The organism is Mangrovibacter yixingensis, assembly GCF_020523985.1.
Taxonomy (GTDB): domain Bacteria; phylum Pseudomonadota; class Gammaproteobacteria; order Enterobacterales; family Enterobacteriaceae; genus Mangrovibacter; species Mangrovibacter yixingensis.
Map to the genome: position 1 here is coordinate 1,602,367 of NZ_JAIVKM010000001.1, position 19,188 is coordinate 1,621,554.

Below are 19,188 nucleotides of genomic sequence, written 5' to 3' on the forward strand. Positions count from 1 at the left end.
CCTTAGTGCTGGTAAAATTCCCTGTACCAGTCAACAAAATGCTTTACCCCTTCATCTACTGACATCTGTGGTTTAAAACCAATTGTGTCATAGAGAGCTTGTGTATCTGCACTGGTTTCTAAAACGTCCCCTGCCTGCATAGGCAACATATTTTTACTGGCTGATTTCCCCAGAGCCTTTTCAAGTGCAGAAATATAATCCATCAGTGCAACAGGTGCGCTGTTGCCAATATTATACACCCGGTAAGGGGCTGAACTTTCCGCCGGGCTACCTGACTCAACCGTCCACTGCGGATTAGGCTGGGGAACAATGTCCTGTAAGCGGAAGATAGACTCAACAATGTCATCAATGTATGTAAAGTCACGGCGCATTTTACCGTGGTTATATACATCAATAGCTTTATCTTCCAACATTGCCTTGGTGAATTTAAACAGCGCCATATCAGGGCGCCCCCAAGGGCCATATACCGTAAAAAAGCGAAGGCCGGTAACAGGTATACCGTATAAATGCGCATAGCTGTGCGACATCAGTTCATTCGCTTTCTTCGTCGCTGCATAAAGTGATACAGGGTGATCAACAGAATCATCGACTGAGAACGGTAATTTACGGTTTAGTCCATATACCGAACTCGAAGAGGCATACACCAGGTGCTTAATCTTGTTATGACGGCACCCTTCGAGGATATTCAAATGGCCGGTGAGATTTGAATCTGCGTATGCATGCGGGTTTTCCAGTGAATAACGCACCCCTGCCTGAGCAGCAAGGTGAATTACCCGTTCGAAACCTTCTTCAGCAAACAATGTTGCTATCCCTTGCCTGTCGGCAAGGTCTATTTTTTTGAAGTGAAACGCTGGGTATGGAGTAAGCAGATCAAGACGAGCCTGTTTAAGACTGACATCATAATAATCATTCAGGTTATCGATACCGATAACCTGGTGACCGGCCGCCAGGAGTCGTTTACTGACATGGAACCCAATAAATCCCGCAGCACCGGTTACCAGAAATTTCATACAACCCTCGTTATTTTTTCAGATTAATTGATTCTCCGCGACCAATCGCATAATAAACGAAGCCACGCTTATTCAATCGCTCTGGATCATACAGGTTACGACCATCAAAGATAACTGGGTGTTTGAGGGTATTTTTCAATAAATCAAAATCCGGAGCTCGGAAACTTTGCCACTCAGTACAAATAATCAGCGCATCAGCATTATGCAATGCTGCTTCTTTAGTACCCATTAATGACAGATCATCACGATGACCATAGATACGCTGAGTTTCATCCATTGCCTCAGGATCGAATGCCTGTACTTTGGCACCTTTTTCCCAAAGCATTTCCAGTAAAACACGACTGGATGCTTCACGCATATCGTCAGTGTTAGGCTTGAATGATAACCCCCAAACAGCAAAGGTCTTACCTTTCAGGTCTTCACCAAAATGGTTCATGACGAAGGTCGGCAATTTTTTCTTCTGTTCATTGTTTACTGTTTCAACTGCCTGCAACAGGCGTGGTGTGTAACCAATGTGTTCAGAAGTACGAATTAATGCCTGAACATCTTTCGGGAAGCAAGAACCGCCATAGCCGCAACCGGGATAAATGAAGTGATACCCAATACGGGAATCAGAGCCAATACCCTGGCGTACCTTCTCAATATCCGCGCCTAAATGCTCCGCAAGGTTCGCGATTTCATTCATAAAGCTGATTTTTGTCGCCAGCATGCAGTTAGCGGCATATTTGGTCAACTCAGCACTACGGATATCCATCAGAATCATACGGTCATGGTTACGGTTGAAAGGTTCATACAGTTCACGCAGTATGTTCACCACTTCATCGTTATCTGTGCCGATTACAATACGTTCAGGACGCATGCAGTCAGCTACCGCAGCCCCTTCTTTAAGAAACTCAGGGTTAGAGACGACATCAAACGGGTACTCAACACCGCGCTCATTCAGCACTGACTGCATTGCATCACGGACTTTATCTGCAGTACCTACAGGTACTGTCGATTTATCCAGCACAACTTTATGTGCTGTCATGTGCTGCGCGATAGTCCGTGCAACTGCCGTAACATATTTCAAGTCTGCTGAACCGTCTTCGTCAGGAGGTGTACCAACAGCAATAAACTGAATCACCCCATGGCTTACCCCAGCCTGCGCATCAGTACTGAATTGCAGACGCCCTTCTTCATAGTTTTTCATAACTAATGGAGTCAGGCCTGGTTCATAAATTGGGATAACTCCTTTTTTCAGATTTTCTACTTTGGTTTCGTCCACATCGATACACATTACATCGTGGCCAACTTCAGCAAGTACTGCAGCCTGGACAAGACCAACATACCCAATCCCAAAAACGGTAACTTTCATTGCATTATCCTGGGTTGAAAAAAATTACTTTTTGCCGCCAACTGTCGAGTCAAGCCAGGCTTTGAAATCGGGCCCCAACACTTTGTGCCGCAAACCGTACTCAACAAATGCCTGCATATAACCAAGTTTGTTACCGCAGTCGTGGCTTTTACCTTTCATGTGGTAGGCCTCTACGGTCTCTTTAGCAATAAGCATATCAATAGAGTCAGTCAGCTGAATTTCGTCGCCTGCACCTGGGGGGGTTTTGGACAGCAACGGCCAAATATCTGCGCTTAATACATAGCGCCCAACAACGGCAAGGTTAGAAGGTGCCACATCAGCTTTTGGTTTTTCCACCACGCCAACCATTGGCACGCTATCGCCTGGGTTAAGGGTTGCGCCCTGGCAGTCAACCACACCGTATGCAGTTACATCTTCAACCGGCTCAACCATAATCTGGCTATGGCCCGTTTCATCAAAGCGGCTGATCATGTCTGCAAGGTTATCGCGGGACAAATCTGATTCGTATTCATCGAGGATGACATCCGGCAGGATGACCGCAACTGGCTCATCACCAACAACCGGGTGTGCACAGAGAACAGCGTGCCCCAAACCTTTAGCTAACCCCTGGCGAACCTGCATAATTGTTACGTGAGGCGGGCAGATTGACTGAACCTCTTCAAGCAACTGGCGTTTTACACGTTTTTCCAGCATTGCTTCCAGTTCAAAACTGGTATCGAAATGGTTTTCAATGGAGTTTTTAGAAGAGTGAGTGACCAGTACAATTTCGGTAATGCCGGCTGCAATACATTCATTGACCACATACTGAATAAGTGGTTTATCCACCAGCGGCAGCATTTCTTTCGGGATTGCTTTAGTTGCTGGCAACATGCGGGTGCCAAGACCGGCAACCGGGATTACTGCTTTCCTTACTTTCGATTTAATAGCAGCCATTCAAATATCTCCTGGACTGTTCAAGTTTTAAACTTGCTCGTCAATATAAACGCGTTTGAGTATATCAGCTTGAATTAAAAAACTGCGGCTTAATACTCATTGCACCTGTAATTTAAGACAAATACGAAGAAGCTGTTGCAGATATTACCACCGGGAACAGATAGCAGGAAAAGCTATCTGTTATGAAACATTATTTTGCTCACTCCGTGCGCAACATTAAGCGCAAATGCCCGCCAGCACCCCATACGCGACATTGCCATGCCTCACAGCGGTGACTTAATTGGTTGAGGTAAGCATTGCCCAACGTCCCCAATGGAACACCATTACTTAACTGAATTTGATGTTCGCCAGATTTGAGCTGAGCATTAAGCCCGGCAGAAACTAAAATTAAATTTTTTAGCGCTGAATGGTAATAACCCACCATCAAGGGGAATTGTCCGGAAAGATTCGCTTTGCGTAATAATTGGTTAACTTTTTTTAATAACGGTCCTAATTCAGGTAAACGCTGCCCTTGCCGTGATAACTGTTCCTGCAACAAGCTATTAAACAACGAGCGCAGCAGTAATGCAGCAAGTACGCCATTATCTCCAGCACGTGTTACATCAAGACAATAAAAGGCCAGGTCTTGTGCAGATAAAGGTGCCACATCCAGCACCAACCCAGGTTTATCTGCCAACACGAGCTGGTGATAAGACAGGTCGCAACCAGAGATATGCTGCCGTAAGGGAGGCTGAAGCTCTTTTAAAAGCTTGGCAGCAGCGCCTGGGTTACGCACCAATGCATCCCAATCATCAAACAACTGTTCCTCTTCCTCTACCCGAGAATTGAACATGGCAGGATAAAGGCAGGCATAAACGGTTTCTTTTAGGTTAGCGAAGTTTTTGATGGGCTTAAGTAGCACATCCTGAACCCCCAGCCTCAGCGCACTGGCGATATCAGACATATTGTCAGTTGCAGAAATAATCAGTACGGGTGTCTGATCACCACTGTTGCGAACACGCTCGATAAACTCAAGCCCATTCATTCTTGGCATGGCCAGATCGCAAATCAGTAAATCAGGTGGTTGCAACGCCATTTTTTCAAGAGCATCAACGCCATCCTCCGCTAATAGCGTATTTGCGCCCAGTGAAGCTAACCATCCATCCAGCATTGCGCGGAAAACTGGCTCGTCTTCAACTATCAAAATCAGTTTTCCGTGCAGCGGTTGAGTCATGATCCCTCCCTTGCCTGATGATAGGATAATAGTGGCATGGTATACGGGGTTGCGCCTCTCAGAATGAACTGAAGAAATGTAAATATGCTGTTAATCATTATTCTTTACCAAATGAAGCAACTCATCCATGTGTTTTTCAACTGACAGGCTGCCTGCATCAATAGCTTCCTTTGCACGATGAAAATCCAGCGTGGAAATTTGTGGGCAAAATGGTTGAAGCGTCACTTCAGGTGGGTCGCCAGCCATACGGCTTAACTTAAGCCGGTTCTCCAGTACCTGGATTGACGTCGTCATAATTTCAAGTGCGCCTGGGGGCTGTTGATGGTGTGACGGTGACACAAATCCGAGTCTGGACAGCACCTTATCTTTCCAACGCACCGGTATCTTGTCATCCTGCTGGCGTGAAGTTAACAGGTTTTGCTGTATCAGATGTGCGTCATGCTGCAAATCAACCGCTATGACGATATCAGCTCCCAAAGCCCGTGCCAGGGAAACCGGAACAGGGTTGACTACGCCGCCATCAACTAACCAATATCCGTTATGCCGGACAGGTGATAATAATCCTGGGATACTGCAAGAGGCACGAACCGCGCCGTGCAAATCCCCTTTGGTAAACCAAATTTCTCTCCCGGTGCTTAAGTTGGTTGCTACTGTCGCGAATCGGACAGCGCACTCTTCAATATGCCGGGCAGGAATATGCTGCCTGACCTGTTTAAAGACTCGTTCCCCACGCAATAGCCCACCGCGACGCCAGGATACATCCATGAGTCTTAAAACATCCCAGTAACTGAACGAACGCACCCACTGTTCCAGTGAGTCCAGTGAATTGCAGGCATAAGAAGCACCTACCAGTGAACCGATAGAACACCCTGCAATAATGTCCGCATGGATACCAGCCTGCTCAAGGCCGCGAATGACACCTATATGTGCCCATCCTTTTGCCGCACCTGAACCTAAAGCGAGCCCAATTTTAGTTCGTCTCATCTGTTTATCTGGTGTCCCTTGTTAACATGCCGTAGCATCACACCTTATTACGTTAGTATATTATTTAACTGTCACTTAATTGTGAATGTATGTTTAAAACAGGAGTGTTTTGTGTCATCGCAATGTCATTGTCATAGCGGTTTGGAGTATAGCGCATGTTGTGGCCCCCTCCTGGCAGGTAGTGTGTATGCGCAAACGCCAGAACAATTAATGCGCTCTCGCTATTGCGCATTTGTGCTTAAAAATGCGGATTACCTCATTAATACATGGCATCCGAATTGCCATGCAGAGCAGTTACGTAATGAGCTAACGGCAGGTTTTGAGCACACAGAGTGGTTAGGGTTAACTATTTTTGCCACCCAAAATGGTAGCCATGCCGATGAAGGATTTGTCAGTTTTGTCGCTCGTTTTAGAGATAAAGAACATGACAGAGCAATAATTGAACGCTCCAGGTTCTTAAATCAAAACGGTCGGTGGTATTATATTGACGGAACGCGGCCTGAGTTTGGCCGTAATGACCCGTGCCCTTGTGGCTCCGGGAAAAAATTCAAGAAGTGTTGTGGTCGCTGATTCGCACTAACAATACTCATTTTTGCAAACACCATTCAACAGGATTGACCTTGCGATGCAAGCGCTACAACGAAAAGTACTGAGAACAATTTGCCCTGACCAGAAAGGTCTTATCGCCCGTATTACTAATATTTGCTACAAACACGAACTGAATATTGTTCACAATAATGAGTTTGTAGATCATCGTACCGGGCGTTTTTTCATGCGTACAGAACTCGAAGGAATATTTAATGATGTCACTTTACTGGCAGATTTAGACAGCGCCTTACCGGAAGGCTCGGTACGGGAACTAAACCCGGCAGGCCGTCGCCGTATCGTTATTCTGGTAACTAAAGAAGCGCATTGCCTTGGTGATTTACTGATGAAAGCCGCATTTGGTGGGCTGGATGTAGAAATTGCAGCAGTCATCGGCAACCACGATACATTGCGCACCCTGGTTGAGCGTTTTGACATTCCCTTCGAACTGGTGAGCCATGAAGGTGTAACTCGTGAAGAACACGACAAAATGATGGCAGACGCTATTGAAGCTCATGATCCTGACTACGTGGTGTTGGCTAAATATATGCGCGTGCTAACTCCGTCATTTGTCTCTCGCTTCTCCAATAAAATTATCAATATTCATCACTCTTTCCTGCCCGCATTTATTGGTGCCCGCCCTTATCACCAGGCATACGAACGCGGTGTTAAGATAATTGGTGCCACTGCTCATTACGTCAATGATCACCTGGATGAAGGCCCAATCATTATGCAGGATGTGATCAATGTCGATCATACTTTCACAGCAGAAGAGATGATGAGAGCCGGACGGGATGTTGAAAAAAATGTTCTGAGCCGCGCACTGGATAAAGTGCTGTGCCAACGTGTTTTTGTTTACGGTAATCGTACTATTATTCTCTAACTACTAATAATGAACTGTTTGGTTTTAGTGCGTTATGGGCAAAAAGCACGCAAACAGTTCATTTTATTGAAAGCGGGACTTTACAGCACCGTTTCATTTGATATTATGCGCCCCGCTTCCCTATCAGGAAGCAGGCCAGTGGTGGGGTTCCCGAGTGGCCAAAGGGAGCAGACTGTAAATCTGCCGTCATCGACTTCGAAGGTTCGAATCCTTCCCCCACCACCATCTTCACTTGAATGTTGAGTGACAGGTGTCGAGTTTAGTTTTAATCGTTGGTTAGTTTTCTACAATTTGGTGGGGTTCCCGAGCGGCCAAAGGGAGCAGACTGTAAATCTGCCGTCATCGACTTCGAAGGTTCGAATCCTTCCCCCACCACCATCCTCGTAAATTCATCCTGATTAAATTCCCAGAAATATTTCATATATTCTCCTGCACGGGGAAGGATGAGAACCTTCGATTAAGGTTCGACCCGAACGTATGTGAGGGAACGTTGCTTCAGCAACGGCCCGCAGGGCGAGGAACGCAGTGACGAGTAATCCTTCCCCCACCACCATCCTCGTAAATTCATCCTGATTAAATTCCCAGAAATATTTCATATATTCTCCTGCACGGGGAAGGATGAGAACCTTCGATTAAGGTTCGACCCGAACGTATGTGAGGGAACGTTGCTTCAGCAACGGCCCGCAGGGCGAGGAACGCAGTGACGAGTAATCCTTCCCCCACCACCATCCTCATAAATTCATCCTGATTAAATTCCCAGAAATATTTCATATATTCTCCTGCACGGGGAAGGATGAGAACCTTCGATTAAGGTTCACTCTGGCAGCACGCTATATTCATAGGGTGACTCAAGTCATATTCTGATAGCTACCTTAAGATTACCTAACAAAAACAAACCTTACCCTGAAATAGCTTTTTCACTATTTTTCATATAATTAAATCCCTCACCAACCCTGAACAGTATCCCCCACTACCGATTATGGGCCTGCAGCATAACTCTTCCGGGGTATGGGTAAGCACTGCATTATCATTCACAATCATAGACAGTTGATGTCTATTCTGAGGCCTGCATTTATGTCCGTTTCCCGCCTAAGCACAAAGCTGCGCCATTTTATGGTGCCGCTCATTATGTCGTTAGCTGTGCTCGGTGCGGCCGGAATGGCCATTTGCCTATGGCTTAGCCAGGAGATAGCAACCAGCAAAGCGGGTATTAAAACAACGGAGATGATTAATACTAATACATTGAAGTTACTGCCGTTAATTCCCCTAACCGAATCAAACAGCCGTAAACTGACTGAAATTCAGAGCACCCTGTTTTCCTCTGGTCTGAACGCTGTTGCTCACCATGATAACCAAAAACAACAGTTGGAAGCGTTACAGGAATCATGGCGCACTTCACTGTTACCGGCACTGTTATCTGCAGCATCACCTCATGCTATTGCACCTCAACTTGAGGCTTTCATTGAACAGGTTACAGCGCTAAATAGGGTTTTTGATATTCATGCGGCTAAACACATCAAGCAGGCGATTATTATTCAGAAATGCCTTGCGGTAATGCTTGCTTTGCTTGTTGTTCTAATCATCATGCAATGGCGCATCTCACGCAGAGCCAACATAAAAAGGCAGCAGAAACGGTCTGTCACTAAAAAGCACACCTCAATTATCAAAAATGCAGCTCTTCTCCAACGAATTAACGAGGTACTTTACGGTGAAGGACCAGTTTGCCAACGCATCCCATATGTATTATCCGAGTTGCAGTCGTTTACACCGCTGCAAAACCTGCAACTGCGTGTTTATGAACACGATGAAAATCAACACTACTGTGAAGTCAGTTATACAGCCCAGCAAGAAACGGATTGCTTTAATTGCCCCCGTGAAATCAACCCAGAACCGGTAACTGGCACACCATTGTGTTGGCGGTTGCATAATCGCCAACATTTCTACGGCGTATTACTGGGTGAGTTACCTTCGGAAATTGAACTGACGAACGAACATGTTCAGCTAATTGAATCTTGCGCAGCCAGTATTACTGCGGCCCTCGCCGTTGAGCAACAGCAGGCGCAACAGCAACAATTTCTGCTTATGCAGGAACAATCAGACCTTGCTAAAAACCTGCATGATTCTCTGGCACAATCGCTTTCCAGTATGAAAATGCAAGTTGGTGTTCTGCAAATGCAGGGCAACACCCTCGACAACGACGCCCAGACACTTGTTGGCCAATTACGCCATGAACTGAATAGCTCATGGGTACAAATGCGCCAATTGTTAAGCACCTTCCGTCTGAACCTTAATGAGCCGGGCCTGAAAACAGCACTCGAAGATTGTTGTGAAGACTTTAGCCAACGCCTTGGGTTTACTGTTGCACTTAATTGGCGGGGTGTATCAGGGCATATATCGGAACATCAAATCCTCCATTTGGTTCACATTGTCCGTGAAGGGCTAAGTAATGTTGTCCGCCATGCCAATGCAACCGCCGCGAGTATCACCGTAGAGGAAAATAATGGTTGGGTGCAACTAACCCTGTTTGACAATGGTAGCGGGATCCCAGAGAGCATGAGTGACAATAGTCACTATGGTATTTTGATTATGCGCGACAGAGCGCAAAGCCTGAACGCGACATTCTCCCTTCAGTCACCGTCTTCTGGCGGCACGGAAATTACCATTCATTTCCGCGCAAACAACCGTCACTCCCCGGACTCATCAGAATAAACTCGCAGTCACAACTCTCCAGAAACATCTGTACGGAATCCGGCAGGTTTTAAATCAGGTGCTAAACTGGCTTTAAGTGCCTGTACATTGGAAGATTATGTGGAGAACGCAATGGCTGAGGAACCCGCAACTATTCTGTTGATTGATGATCACCCCATGCTAAGACGCGGCGTAAAGCAACTTATTGGTCTTGCCCCGGATATTCAGGTTATAGGGGAAGCCAGCAGCGGTGAGCAAGGTATAGCCATGGCTGAAACACTTGATCCAGATTTGATTCTGCTGGATCTGAATATGCCTGGAATGAACGGACTGGAAACACTGGACCATCTGCGTCAAAAATCACTTTCTGGCCGTATCGTTGTCTTCACCGTGTCCAATCTTGAAGAGGATGTCGTCCAGGCACTGAAACGTGGTGCTGATGGCTATTTACTCAAAGATATGGAACCCGAAGAATTACTGGTGGCATTACAACAGGCAGCAGCGGGTGAAATGGTATTAAGTGAAACCTTAACCCCTATCCTTGCCGCCAGCTTACGTAACAACCGTAACGGCTCTGAGCGTGACGTAAACCAGTTAACGCCAAGAGAACAAGACATTCTACGGCTAATAGCTCAAGGGCTGCCCAACAAATTGATAGCCCGCCAGCTTGATATTACCGAAAGTACAGTTAAGGTTCATGTTAAGCATTTGCTTAAAAAAATGAAACTAAAGTCCCGGGTAGAAGCCGCCGTGTGGGTACACCAGGACAGAGTTTTTTAATTCTCTTCAGGGATTAACTTAAACGCGGTTGAACTATCGGGAATATCTGCAGTTACTGGGGGTGTTAGTTTAAGTGTTATCCAGTTGGACGTCACTTTTTGCCCTTTGTTGTCCTCAATGATAACCGACAACCGCCACTGATTAACGGCACCTTCTGCGCTGCTCCACTGAGGTACGATAACCGTCCAGCCCGCTGTATCAAGCCGTTTTACAGGTGCAGTGAGGCTCAATGCCTGAGTATCACCTTGCCAACTGATGTTACGAATTCCATAGCGATTATGTAACTCAATCTTCAAACTTACCGTTTCACCCGGCTGTAAATCCCATGGCGGTGTTGCCAGCCAGACACTTAACGTTTTGCGCTGCTTATACTCAAGTACCGGTACATTATTCCGCTCAGGTGCATCATAGCGGCTCCCACGTAAAGACTGCACCGTTGCAACTTCATCAGCAGAAAGCTGCCTGTCCAACGGAACACCAAACCGGTAATTAAGCTTCAGCCCAAGATTATTTTGTACCTCACCGTTCTCGCCTTGCTTGTGTTGGGCGGTGAGAGTCAGCAAAGGGACGGGAGTATAATTGAGCCCCACATTAACCGCATAAGGGTTATGGTAGCCTGTACCACTATCAAACAAATCCACATGTTGGCCAAAATACTGCTCAAAACTGACTGTCGTGCTGATGTGGTGATAAAAAGGTAACCATGCACGGGCATTAATATCATAACCCCGTGCAAGCCTGCGGCTTTGTGTGGTACTGCTGTTACTCCAGCCAGCCAAAGGATAGTAATAGTTTGCCGAAAGACGCAGTGACTGGCCCCATAGTTCAGCACCCAGCCCACCACGTTGTTCGTGCCCATGCATCAATAGATCATAAAAAGAATTATAACCAACCAGCCAGTTACCCTGGTTCCAGCGTTGCCCAATTCCGGCATTGCCCACCATCCCTTCATCCTGGTCACTGATACTCAGTTGCGTCCAGGTCAGGCCTTGCGCATCTTCATTCCAGGGGGTGAATAATGCTCCCTGAGTTCCAGCAAAGTTACCATCCTGGTCAACCAACAAACTAAAGCTCGCCTGCCCTGCAGGAGCAAGCAGGCTTTGTGCCTCTTTTGCCACACGGGAAGAAACGTAATCACGCGCATTATCAAATGCCCAGTCTTTGAACACAGCGGATGAATCATCGGTGGACGTATCGCTCGCCGAACTCAGCCCTTTCAGATATTGAGAGAGTGTTTGTTCAAATTCACTTTGAGAAGGAGTAGTACCGCCCAGGTCGGGTAAGTTTTCGCTAGCTGTAACACTCTGTGACCCCATCGAAACGGTATCAGTCGCAGCACTTGCGCCGTTTTCCCCGAAAGGAAGCCACACAAGCAAAAAAGTCATACAGAAAAAAAAATTAAAACGCATCAATCAGCTACAGCTAAAATTCAGCCTGTTATACCCATTTAAAATGTGGAAAGAGTCTTCAGTTTTACGTCTTTGCATCATGGTTACAGCATAACGTTAACCGCTATCATCATGCCATACAGATAATTCCAGAAACAATGCCTAATCCAGAGGGAAGTGTTATGCAAAGAATAACCCTGATTGCAAATGGTGCTGCCTATGGCAGTGAGTCACTGTTTAACTGCCTGCGCCTGGCAATTGCATTAAGTGAGCAGCAACCTCAACCGGTACTCAAGCTGTTTTTAATGTCTGATGCTGTAACTGCGGCACTCAGCCACCAAAGGCCCGGTGAAGGTTACAATATTCAGCAAATGCTCGAGATACTCACAGCCCAGAATATTCCAGTTCATATATGTAAAACCTGTGCTGATGGGCGTGGCGTAAGTGCATTACCGCTTATTGAAGGTATTGAGATAGGTACACTGGTTGAACTGGCTCAATGGACACTGGAAGCAGATAAAGTTCTGACATTTTGAACCTGCCCTGTCGCGAGTGAACAACTATGGTGGGCTCAAGTTTCCTGTATGGCTGGCCGATAACTGGCAACACAATGCAGTTAGGGTTAACCATAATGATAAGTTCAATTCGCGCACGTATTTTGCTGGCAGCAACAGGATGTTTGGTTATCGCACTGATATTAAATACAGTCATTAACTACCAAGTCACTCGTAAGGACAGTATTACCCAAAATAACCAAATTTTGCAGAGCACTGCAGACAGCCATGCACTGGCAATCCGTGACTGGGTCAGTAGCAAACTAACCATGATTTCATCATTGCAGTCTGTCGCACTGCAGGGCGATCCCCTGCCATTTTTTCGGCAAATTGCAACTGGCGGCGGTTTTACCAACGTGTACGTTGGGTATGCAAACAGAACGGCGAAGTTTACCGACCCAACCGGCGTGCCCGCAGACTACGACCCAACGGGGCGCCCCTGGTATAAACAAGCTGTCGCGGCTAATGCGCCAATTGTCACAGCGCCTTATGTTGACGCAGGCACGGGTAAACTGGTGGTGTCTTTCGCTGCCCCTGTTAGTGATGGCGGGCAGATAAAAGCCGTTGTTGCCGGTGATGTTTCCATGGACACTGTTGTGGACAATGTTCGCAGCATACACCCAACCAGCCACAGTTCAGGGATGCTGGTCAACCAGGATGGGACTTTAATTGCGTCCGCAAAAGCAGACCAGGCACTTAAACCCTTCGAGAACCTGGTAACAGGTATTTCCTTTGCTACATTGCGCCAGGCAAAAACACTACAGCAAGGGCGTATTGGAGAAGCAACCAAATATTTAGCGGCACAACAGGTTGGCGGCACACAATGGTACCTTGTGGTTGCTCTGGATAAACAAGATGCAACAGCAGGTATGAGATCACTCTTAAAGGCCTCTGCTTTTGCTTTGCTGGTACTGGCAGTTATCTCTGGCGGTCTGGTGCATATGCTAGTTTCAACGGTATTAAAACGGTTGTCTTCCATTCGCGATGCCATGCGCTCAATCAGTAGCGGTACGAATGATCTTTCACAACGCCTGCCGGATACCGGCAATGATGAGGTTTCTCAGATTGCCCATGCATTTAACGCATTCTGTGACAAACTGGCTGGCGCAATGGAACAAATCCGTGAATCCAGCGCATCGGTGAAAATAGCAGCTAATGAAATTGCCGCCGGTAACCAGGATCTCTCGATACGCACCGAACAGGCCGCCTCAAGTCTGCGTGAAACCGCCAGTGCTGTCGAACAAATTTCAGCATCTGTTTCTCATTCAACCGATGCTGCAGCCCAAGCCAACCAACAGGCAACATCAGCCTCGCAAGCCGCTGTCAGTGGCGGTGAGGTAGTTGCTCAGGCCATTTCCACCATGCAACAAATTGAAGATGCCTCCCAGCGTATTGGTCAAATTACCAGTGTGATTGATGGTATTGCCTTCCAGACAAATATTCTGGCATTGAATGCTGCCGTGGAAGCTGCGCGAGCCGGAGAGCAAGGTCGTGGATTTGCTGTTGTCGCGGGTGAAGTTCGCAGCCTCGCCCAGCGCAGTGCACAAGCCGCAAAAGAGATAAAATCCTTGATTGACGATACAACACAATGTGTTGAGAGCGGTGCTCACTTTGTCAGGCTGGCAGGAGACAGCATGAATGAAGTATCAGGTGGTATTTCCAATGTATCAGGGATTATGCGTGAAATTACCATTGCCACCAGCGAACAAATGCTTGGTATTCAGGAAATTAACCAGGCTGTCACCCGCCTTGATCAAATGGTGCAGCAAAATGCGGAGCTGGTTGTTGAGTCTGCCGCAGCAGCAGATGCTCTGCAAATGCAGGCTGGTGAACTGGCAGAAACAGCCAGCCTATTCCGAATTAAATAACGTTATTAAGCCAGTTGCTGGTCATATTCAGCACTGGCTGAATTGATTCAAGCATATTGTCATTAAAGTTTAAGCATTGCATTTTTTTTTGATCAAAATCAGAAATCCCCAACGTACTCTTTGGTGTTATGAGATGAGTGATTTGTGAGCAAATTCACGTACCGAGGGGGACGAATCAGACACGGAGGTCTGTTAATTTTATTCTGATGGGGTCAACTAACAATGGCTGTGGTAAAAACAACGTTAAAACTGTTTGGCGGCGATACTATCGTAGTACGTTGCTCAGACAACTGTCATATTCATCTAAGTGCAGATGATTGCGAGCAAGCCGGAATTGACGCTGAAATCAAGAGTGTTCAAAACCGCAACACGGCTTATCTTGCAGTACCTTTTAGCGGTATCTGGAATGTACTGATTGACAGTCACAGCCAGTCGCTTGAGCACGCGATTAGCTACGTACCCGCTTAATAACAGCCTGTTTCATTGGCTTGTTCTTCAGAAAATACCGGGCCGGTGCCCGGTATTTTAATGCACTACTGGAGCAATCAAGCACCAGCCTGGTGCAGCTGCTGAACCAAATTATTAAGCCTGTCCATACTCTCATCGACAATGCCTAATTCATGGCACTGTTGCGCCAGCGAAAACAGATACTGCGCGTTGGTTCCCAACGGGCCACTGGCTTCAGCTATTAGCGGAGCTATCACCTCTGGTCGGGTATCTCCTTCGAATAACGGGTGCTGTGCATCCATTATAAACACCAGCGCATCAATTTCGCGCCCATCATCCAGAGGAATATGGCACCAGGTCGGAAGATAACACCCGGTTATCATTTCCCGCTTCCAGAGCAGTGGCAGCTCGACATTCAATTCAGCTTCAGGTATTCGGAAAGCCATACCAACTGTTTCACCACCCTCTCGTAACGCCAGCATTCTGCCCGGTTTACAGGCTGTGCCCCGCCCGGCAGTGAGACGTAAACAAAATGCGCGGTGCCAACCGGTTAGTTTTCCTGCACAGGCATCATCAAATTCAAACGCGGGATTCCACATCAAAGAACCGTAACCAAAAACCCATACAGGCCCCTGGCCCGGACGACGCGCAAGTGTCTCACACAATGACGCGGCCCGCTGCTCACCTGTCCACAATAGTGTTTCTTCAATATCACCGAATGCAGTACGGCAATCGGCTTTTAATAAAAAATCTCGCGTTAACACGCCCCCTCCTGCAACCACTACACAGAACCGACAAACCGCGCCATAGTGAATCTGCCACTTCTGTTTACGTCAAATACCACCTAAATTTCATGCAAAACACATACCCGAATTGCTCTTGGCTGTATGCTGCTTACACTGGTTATATTTGATATCGGCGTTTTTTTCTGCTCCTACAGTACCCTTAATCAAAAAAACACGGATACACTAAAAACAGCAACAGAACGCCTTCCTCATGGTAGGGAAAAGTAGCGCCTCGTATTTTAATCATTGATACCATCAGGTAAAACAGAGTAAATATGGCAAGTTCTACCTGTCATTCTGCTAAGTTAGCGTTTTTCTACATTGTAGATCAGCGTTGTTAATCAACCGAAATATGAGCATCCAGACCCGACCTTTTTATGTCACCTGCAGCTGTCATGATGCCGGGTAACTGTCAGTCAATAGTCGCGCAATCACTTAAGGAAGTTAGCTATGGGAAACCAGGATGAGGTTAAAACCCGCCATAAAGAAACATCATTGCTCATGCCATTCATTGCTATTGGTGTGTTGCTTATTTGGGGAACAACAACCAACCTTAGTGCAATAATTGGCATTAATATTCTTGCCCTCGCAGGCATCCTGTTTAGCGCATTTAGTGTTGTCCGCCATGCGGATGTTCTTGCTCACCGGCTTGGGGAGCCTTTGGGCTCACTGATTCTGACTTTATCGGTGGTCATTCTTGAAGTAAGCCTGATATCCGCGTTAATGGCAACGGGCGACGCAGCGCCAACATTAATGCGCGATACCCTTTACTCAATTATCATGATTGTCACTGGAGGGCTGGTTGGTTTTTCACTACTTCTGGGCGGGAATAAATTTGCCACACAACACGTAAATTTGTATGGCATTAAGCAGTATCTGATGGCCATTCTGCCCCTCTCCGTCATTGTACTTATCTTTCCGGCAGCATTACCTGGGGGCGATTTTACAACCGGGCAGATGCTGCTAATTGCGTTAATCTCAGCAGCAATGTATGGCATTTTTTTACTGATCCAGACCCGCACGCATCAGAGTCTGTTTGTCTATGAACATGAAGATGACAGTGACGATGATGACCCCCACCACGGGAAACCTTCAGCCCACAGTAATGTTTGGCACGCATGTTGGCTGGTCATTCATCTTATTGCAGTTATATCAGTAACCAAATTGAATGCAGGGCCTTTAGAAGGGCTACTTACTCATTTAAACGCTCCAGTGGCGTTTACGGGCTTTTTGGTCGCGCTATTAATTTTGTCACCAGAAGGGCTGGGTGCTATCAAAGCGGTACTTAATAATCAGGTGCAACGTGCAATGAACCTATTTTTTGGCTCAGTGCTGGCAACCATTTCACTGACAGTGCCAACTGTTACGATTATTTCGTTACTCACAGGCCACGAGCTCACTTTTGCGCTGGGGCTACCGGAAATTGTGGTGATGTCTACAGTGCTGGTATTGTGCCATGTTTCATTCTCTACCGGGCGCACCAATGTACTGAATGGGTCTGCACATTTAGCGCTGTTTTTAACCTATTTGATGACTATTTTCGCCTGAGCATAACCAAAATAAAAACCCCGCCAGCATTGTTATTATGCTGCGGGGTTTTATTTTTAGCTTGAACGTAGAACTTAGTTGCTGGTATCAAGCTCAGGGAAACTTTTCACCAGATCGTCAATAGCTTTCATTTGTGCAAGGAACGGTTCCAGTTTATCCAACGGCAAGGCAGAAGGCCCATCACAGCGAGCATTCTCCGGGTCCGGGTGCGCTTCGATAAACAAACCAGCAATACCGGTTGCCATGCCTGCGCGGGCCAGCTCTGTTACCTGCGCACGACGGCCACTGGATGCAGCACCGAATGGGTCGCGGCATTGCAGTGAATGCGTTACGTCAAAAATTACCGGAGCATTGCCGGTAACTTTCTTCATCACACCAAAGCCCAGCATATCGACAACCAGGTTGTCATAGCCAAAGTTGCTCCCGCGGTCACACAGAATCACGTTTTCATTGCCGCCTTCACGGAATTTCTCAACGATATTTCCCATTTGCCCTGGGCTAATAAATTGTGGTTTTTTGACGTTAATAACTGCGCCCGTTTTCGCCATGGCTTCAACAAGGTCAGTCTGGCGTGCCAGAAATGCCGGAAGCTGGATCACGTCGACAACTTCAGATACTGGTTGAGCCTGCTGTGGTTCATGCACATCTGTAATAATTTTCACGCCAAAGGCAGCTTTCAGCTCCTGGAAGATTTTCATCCCTTCATCAAGCCCTGGGCCACGATATGAATTAATTGATGAACGGTTAGCTTTGTCGAATGACGCTTTAAAAACGTAAGGGATACCCAATTTTTCGGTAACCTTGACGTAGTATTCACAAATGCGCATCGCCAGGTCACGGGATTCCAGAACATTCATACCACCAAACAACACAAATGGCAGGTCATTAGCCACACTGATGTCACCAATATTAACCACTTTTTGCTTCATATCTTCGCCTTATTGAAGGTTTAAGCCACAACGTGCCACGTTAATGCAACGTAACTTGCTTGCGGGAAAGAGTATTTATTTGCACGCGAATCATCTCGCTTACCGGGTCTTCAGGGCACTGTTCGATAAAATAATTTAAATCGTTAAGAGCAATATGCTCGCAATCAAGTTGTGCGTAGATAAGCCCGCGGTCGCGTATTTCGTACGGGTCTTCCGGGTTAAACTGCAACAGCACTTCGCTGGCCCTGAGCGCCAAAATAAGTTGCTGCTCTTCCATCAACGCGGTTTTCAGCGTGTAGAGCATTTTATTGATAACCTGCACGTTATCCGCTTCAGTGAGGTCATCATCGAATAATTGAGCCACTGGGCTGATGTTACCTTTAAGCCAGACATCAAGCATGTGGCGATCGAGATGCTCCCCGTTAAAGGGGTTAATCAGCATCATTTCCCCGTCCATCCAGTCTGCGCGTAAGATAAGTTGGGTCGGGAAAACAACGGGCATTAAAGGCAAAGCCAGTTGCTCAGCAAGCCACAATAAAATAGCGCCGAGAGAAACCGCACTTCCTTGCCGATTTTTCAGGACATTATCCAGCCACAATGCATCGGACAGACGATAGACACCACTCGCATCTTTAAAACCCCACTCGCCATAAAACAGGCTGAGCAATTTCTCCATTTGCCTGTCAGCATCCCAGCCCATGCTAATTTCTTCACGCGCCTGGCTAACCAGTGCATCGAGTTGTTGCTGAACTTCCCAGGATGGAAAATCATCGCGTATTAGTTGAGAAATCAGAATCATACCATCGCATAACGAAGCATGATTAAACTCGAAATTGTCTAACAACTTCATAATATCCCCAGCAGTGGTACTTGAGTGGTAGCTATTCGAAAAATGATATAAAGCACCACCAGTGCCAGCAAAAAAGCAAACCAGCGAATCTGCGGGTTGCGTGGCCCACGGCCTAACGCGATAAACCCTAAAACAATGTAAATAATAACGCCAAATAGCTTTTCAGTCAGCCATGCGCCTTGTGGGGTAAATGGATACAGGTGCTTTAGCAGCATAAGAGCCACACCGCTTGCCAACAGTAACGTATCATTAATATGCGGGACAATGCGTACCCAACGCTTACGCATAACTGGAGCATTGTTATGCAACCACCAGTAACGTAGTACGAATAACCCGACAGAAATACACAAAGTAATAATATGCAACCGTAACACAGCAAGCTCAGCCAT

The 19,188-nt window shown here is 46.7% G+C and carries 18 protein-coding genes, 2 tRNA genes and 2 other RNA genes; 12 read left to right on the top strand and 10 right to left on the bottom strand.

The features are described from left to right. Positions 1–2 precede the first annotated feature (2 nt). The 5 genes from LC084_RS07405 to rssA form a co-directional block, all read right to left on the bottom strand. Complete coding sequence (locus tag LC084_RS07405; RefSeq protein ID WP_226570545.1) at positions 3–1,010, bottom strand: NAD-dependent epimerase; 1,008 nt, start codon at positions 1,008–1,010, stop codon at positions 3–5. A 10-nt stretch (positions 1,011–1,020) separates the two neighbouring features. Further along, complete coding sequence (locus LC084_RS07410) at positions 1,021–2,364, bottom strand: UDP-glucose dehydrogenase family protein (RefSeq protein WP_226570546.1); 1,344 nt, start codon at positions 2,362–2,364, stop codon at positions 1,021–1,023. 24 nt (positions 2,365–2,388) lie between these two features. Further along, the gene (gene galU, locus LC084_RS07415) at positions 2,389–3,297 is read right to left on the bottom strand and encodes a UTP--glucose-1-phosphate uridylyltransferase GalU (protein WP_226570547.1); all 909 of its coding nucleotides are present in this window, start codon (positions 3,295–3,297) and stop codon (positions 2,389–2,391) included. 199 nt (positions 3,298–3,496) lie between these two features. Continuing rightward, positions 3,497–4,510: a two-component system response regulator RssB gene (gene rssB / locus LC084_RS07420; RefSeq protein WP_226570548.1), complete on the bottom strand. Its 1,014-nt coding sequence runs from the start codon at positions 4,508–4,510 to the stop codon at positions 3,497–3,499. Positions 4,511–4,600: 90 nt separating this feature from the next. Continuing rightward, a complete protein-coding gene (rssA, locus tag LC084_RS07425) occupies positions 4,601–5,494 on the bottom strand; it encodes a patatin-like phospholipase RssA (protein ID WP_226570549.1) in 894 nt (297 codons plus the stop codon). Between the two features lie 111 nt (positions 5,495–5,605). Here rssA and LC084_RS07430 point away from each other — a divergent pair, with 111 nt between their 5' ends. From LC084_RS07430 to narL, 8 genes are all read left to right on the top strand, one after another. After that, the gene (locus LC084_RS07430) at positions 5,606–6,064 is read left to right on the top strand and encodes a YchJ family protein (protein WP_226570550.1); all 459 of its coding nucleotides are present in this window, start codon (positions 5,606–5,608) and stop codon (positions 6,062–6,064) included. 55 nt (positions 6,065–6,119) lie between these two features. Continuing rightward, positions 6,120–6,962, top strand: a complete 843-nt coding sequence (purU, locus tag LC084_RS07435; protein ID WP_226570551.1) for a formyltetrahydrofolate deformylase — start codon at positions 6,120–6,122, stop codon at positions 6,960–6,962. 140 nt (positions 6,963–7,102) lie between these two features. Next, positions 7,103–7,187, top strand: a tRNA-Tyr gene (locus tag LC084_RS07440). Positions 7,188–7,255: 68 nt separating this feature from the next. Next, positions 7,256–7,340 (top strand) — tRNA-Tyr (locus LC084_RS07445). 44 nt (positions 7,341–7,384) lie between these two features. Beyond that, positions 7,385–7,515: non-coding RNA, RtT sRNA (locus tag LC084_RS07450), on the top strand. A 44-nt stretch (positions 7,516–7,559) separates the two neighbouring features. After that, positions 7,560–7,690, top strand: a non-coding RNA gene (locus LC084_RS07455) — RtT sRNA. 346 nt (positions 7,691–8,036) lie between these two features. Further along, positions 8,037–9,671: a histidine kinase gene (locus tag LC084_RS07460; protein ID WP_226570552.1), complete on the top strand. Its 1,635-nt coding sequence runs from the start codon at positions 8,037–8,039 to the stop codon at positions 9,669–9,671. 111 nt (positions 9,672–9,782) lie between these two features. Next, positions 9,783–10,430 (top strand): two-component system response regulator NarL, encoded by a 648-nt coding sequence (gene narL, locus LC084_RS07465; protein WP_226570553.1) that lies wholly within the window; start codon positions 9,783–9,785, stop codon positions 10,428–10,430. On the opposite strand, the gene LC084_RS07470 is transcribed toward narL, so the two are convergent. Beyond that, on the bottom strand, positions 10,427–11,815 hold the full coding sequence (locus LC084_RS07470) for a YchO/YchP family invasin (RefSeq protein ID WP_226570554.1): 1,389 nt from the start codon (positions 11,813–11,815) through the stop codon (positions 10,427–10,429). The two genes, narL and LC084_RS07470, sit on opposite strands and share 4 nt — an antisense overlap. A gap of 185 nt (positions 11,816–12,000) precedes the next feature. Between LC084_RS07470 and LC084_RS07475 the strand changes: the two genes are divergently transcribed. The 3 genes from LC084_RS07475 to LC084_RS07485 all read left to right on the top strand — a co-directional run bounded on the left by LC084_RS07475 (position 12,001) and on the right by LC084_RS07485 (position 14,708). Continuing rightward, positions 12,001–12,354: a DsrE/DsrF/TusD sulfur relay family protein gene (locus LC084_RS07475; protein WP_226570555.1), complete on the top strand. Its 354-nt coding sequence runs from the start codon at positions 12,001–12,003 to the stop codon at positions 12,352–12,354. A 95-nt stretch (positions 12,355–12,449) separates the two neighbouring features. Beyond that, complete coding sequence (locus tag LC084_RS07480; RefSeq protein ID WP_226570556.1) at positions 12,450–14,240, top strand: methyl-accepting chemotaxis protein; 1,791 nt, start codon at positions 12,450–12,452, stop codon at positions 14,238–14,240. A gap of 222 nt (positions 14,241–14,462) precedes the next feature. Beyond that, positions 14,463–14,708, top strand: a complete 246-nt coding sequence (locus tag LC084_RS07485) for a DUF1883 domain-containing protein (protein WP_226570557.1) — start codon at positions 14,463–14,465, stop codon at positions 14,706–14,708. A gap of 77 nt (positions 14,709–14,785) precedes the next feature. Here LC084_RS07485 and LC084_RS07490 read toward each other — a convergent pair whose 3' ends face one another. Next, positions 14,786–15,451, bottom strand: a complete 666-nt coding sequence (locus LC084_RS07490; RefSeq protein ID WP_226570558.1) for a gamma-glutamylcyclotransferase — start codon at positions 15,449–15,451, stop codon at positions 14,786–14,788. A 471-nt stretch (positions 15,452–15,922) separates the two neighbouring features. Here LC084_RS07490 and chaA point away from each other — a divergent pair, with 471 nt between their 5' ends. Continuing rightward, complete coding sequence (gene chaA, locus LC084_RS07495; protein ID WP_226570559.1) at positions 15,923–17,020, top strand: sodium-potassium/proton antiporter ChaA; 1,098 nt, start codon at positions 15,923–15,925, stop codon at positions 17,018–17,020. 74 nt (positions 17,021–17,094) lie between these two features. Here chaA and kdsA read toward each other — a convergent pair whose 3' ends face one another. From kdsA to LC084_RS07510, 3 genes are read right to left on the bottom strand one after another with little or no spacing between them, the layout of a single operon-like run. After that, complete coding sequence (gene kdsA / locus LC084_RS07500) at positions 17,095–17,949, bottom strand: 3-deoxy-8-phosphooctulonate synthase (RefSeq protein ID WP_226570560.1); 855 nt, start codon at positions 17,947–17,949, stop codon at positions 17,095–17,097. Between the two features lie 40 nt (positions 17,950–17,989). Continuing rightward, positions 17,990–18,799 (bottom strand): invasion regulator SirB1, encoded by an 810-nt coding sequence (gene sirB1 / locus LC084_RS07505; RefSeq protein WP_226570561.1) that lies wholly within the window; start codon positions 18,797–18,799, stop codon positions 17,990–17,992. Further along, positions 18,796–19,188: a SirB2 family protein gene (locus LC084_RS07510; RefSeq protein ID WP_226570562.1), complete on the bottom strand. Its 393-nt coding sequence runs from the start codon at positions 19,186–19,188 to the stop codon at positions 18,796–18,798. Before LC084_RS07510 ends, sirB1 begins: the two co-directional genes overlap by 4 nt.

Coding starts and splice junctions, on each gene's coding strand:
- LC084_RS07405 (WP_226570545.1), bottom strand. CDS start 1,010: ATGAAATTTCTGGTAACCGGTGCTGCGGGATTTATTGGGTTCCATGTC.
- LC084_RS07410 (WP_226570546.1), bottom strand. CDS start 2,364: ATGAAAGTTACCGTTTTTGGGATTGGGTATGTTGGTCTTGTCCAGGCT.
- galU (WP_226570547.1), bottom strand. CDS start 3,297: ATGGCTGCTATTAAATCGAAAGTAAGGAAAGCAGTAATCCCGGTTGCC.
- rssB (WP_226570548.1), bottom strand. CDS start 4,510: ATGACTCAACCGCTGCACGGAAAACTGATTTTGATAGTTGAAGACGAG.
- rssA (WP_226570549.1), bottom strand. CDS start 5,494: ATGAGACGAACTAAAATTGGGCTCGCTTTAGGTTCAGGTGCGGCAAAA.
- purU (WP_226570551.1), top strand. CDS start 6,120: ATGCAAGCGCTACAACGAAAAGTACTGAGAACAATTTGCCCTGACCAG.
- LC084_RS07460 (WP_226570552.1), top strand. CDS start 8,037: ATGTCCGTTTCCCGCCTAAGCACAAAGCTGCGCCATTTTATGGTGCCG.
- narL (WP_226570553.1), top strand. CDS start 9,783: ATGGCTGAGGAACCCGCAACTATTCTGTTGATTGATGATCACCCCATG.
- LC084_RS07470 (WP_226570554.1), bottom strand. CDS start 11,815: ATGACTTTTTTGCTTGTGTGGCTTCCTTTCGGGGAAAACGGCGCAAGT.
- LC084_RS07475 (WP_226570555.1), top strand. CDS start 12,001: ATGCAAAGAATAACCCTGATTGCAAATGGTGCTGCCTATGGCAGTGAG.
- LC084_RS07480 (WP_226570556.1), top strand. CDS start 12,450: ATGATAAGTTCAATTCGCGCACGTATTTTGCTGGCAGCAACAGGATGT.
- LC084_RS07485 (WP_226570557.1), top strand. CDS start 14,463: ATGGCTGTGGTAAAAACAACGTTAAAACTGTTTGGCGGCGATACTATC.
- chaA (WP_226570559.1), top strand. CDS start 15,923: ATGGGAAACCAGGATGAGGTTAAAACCCGCCATAAAGAAACATCATTG.
- kdsA (WP_226570560.1), bottom strand. CDS start 17,949: ATGAAGCAAAAAGTGGTTAATATTGGTGACATCAGTGTGGCTAATGAC.
- sirB1 (WP_226570561.1), bottom strand. CDS start 18,799: ATGAAGTTGTTAGACAATTTCGAGTTTAATCATGCTTCGTTATGCGAT.
- LC084_RS07510 (WP_226570562.1), bottom strand. CDS start 19,188: ATGGCTGAGCTTGCTGTGTTACGGTTGCATATTATTACTTTGTGTATT.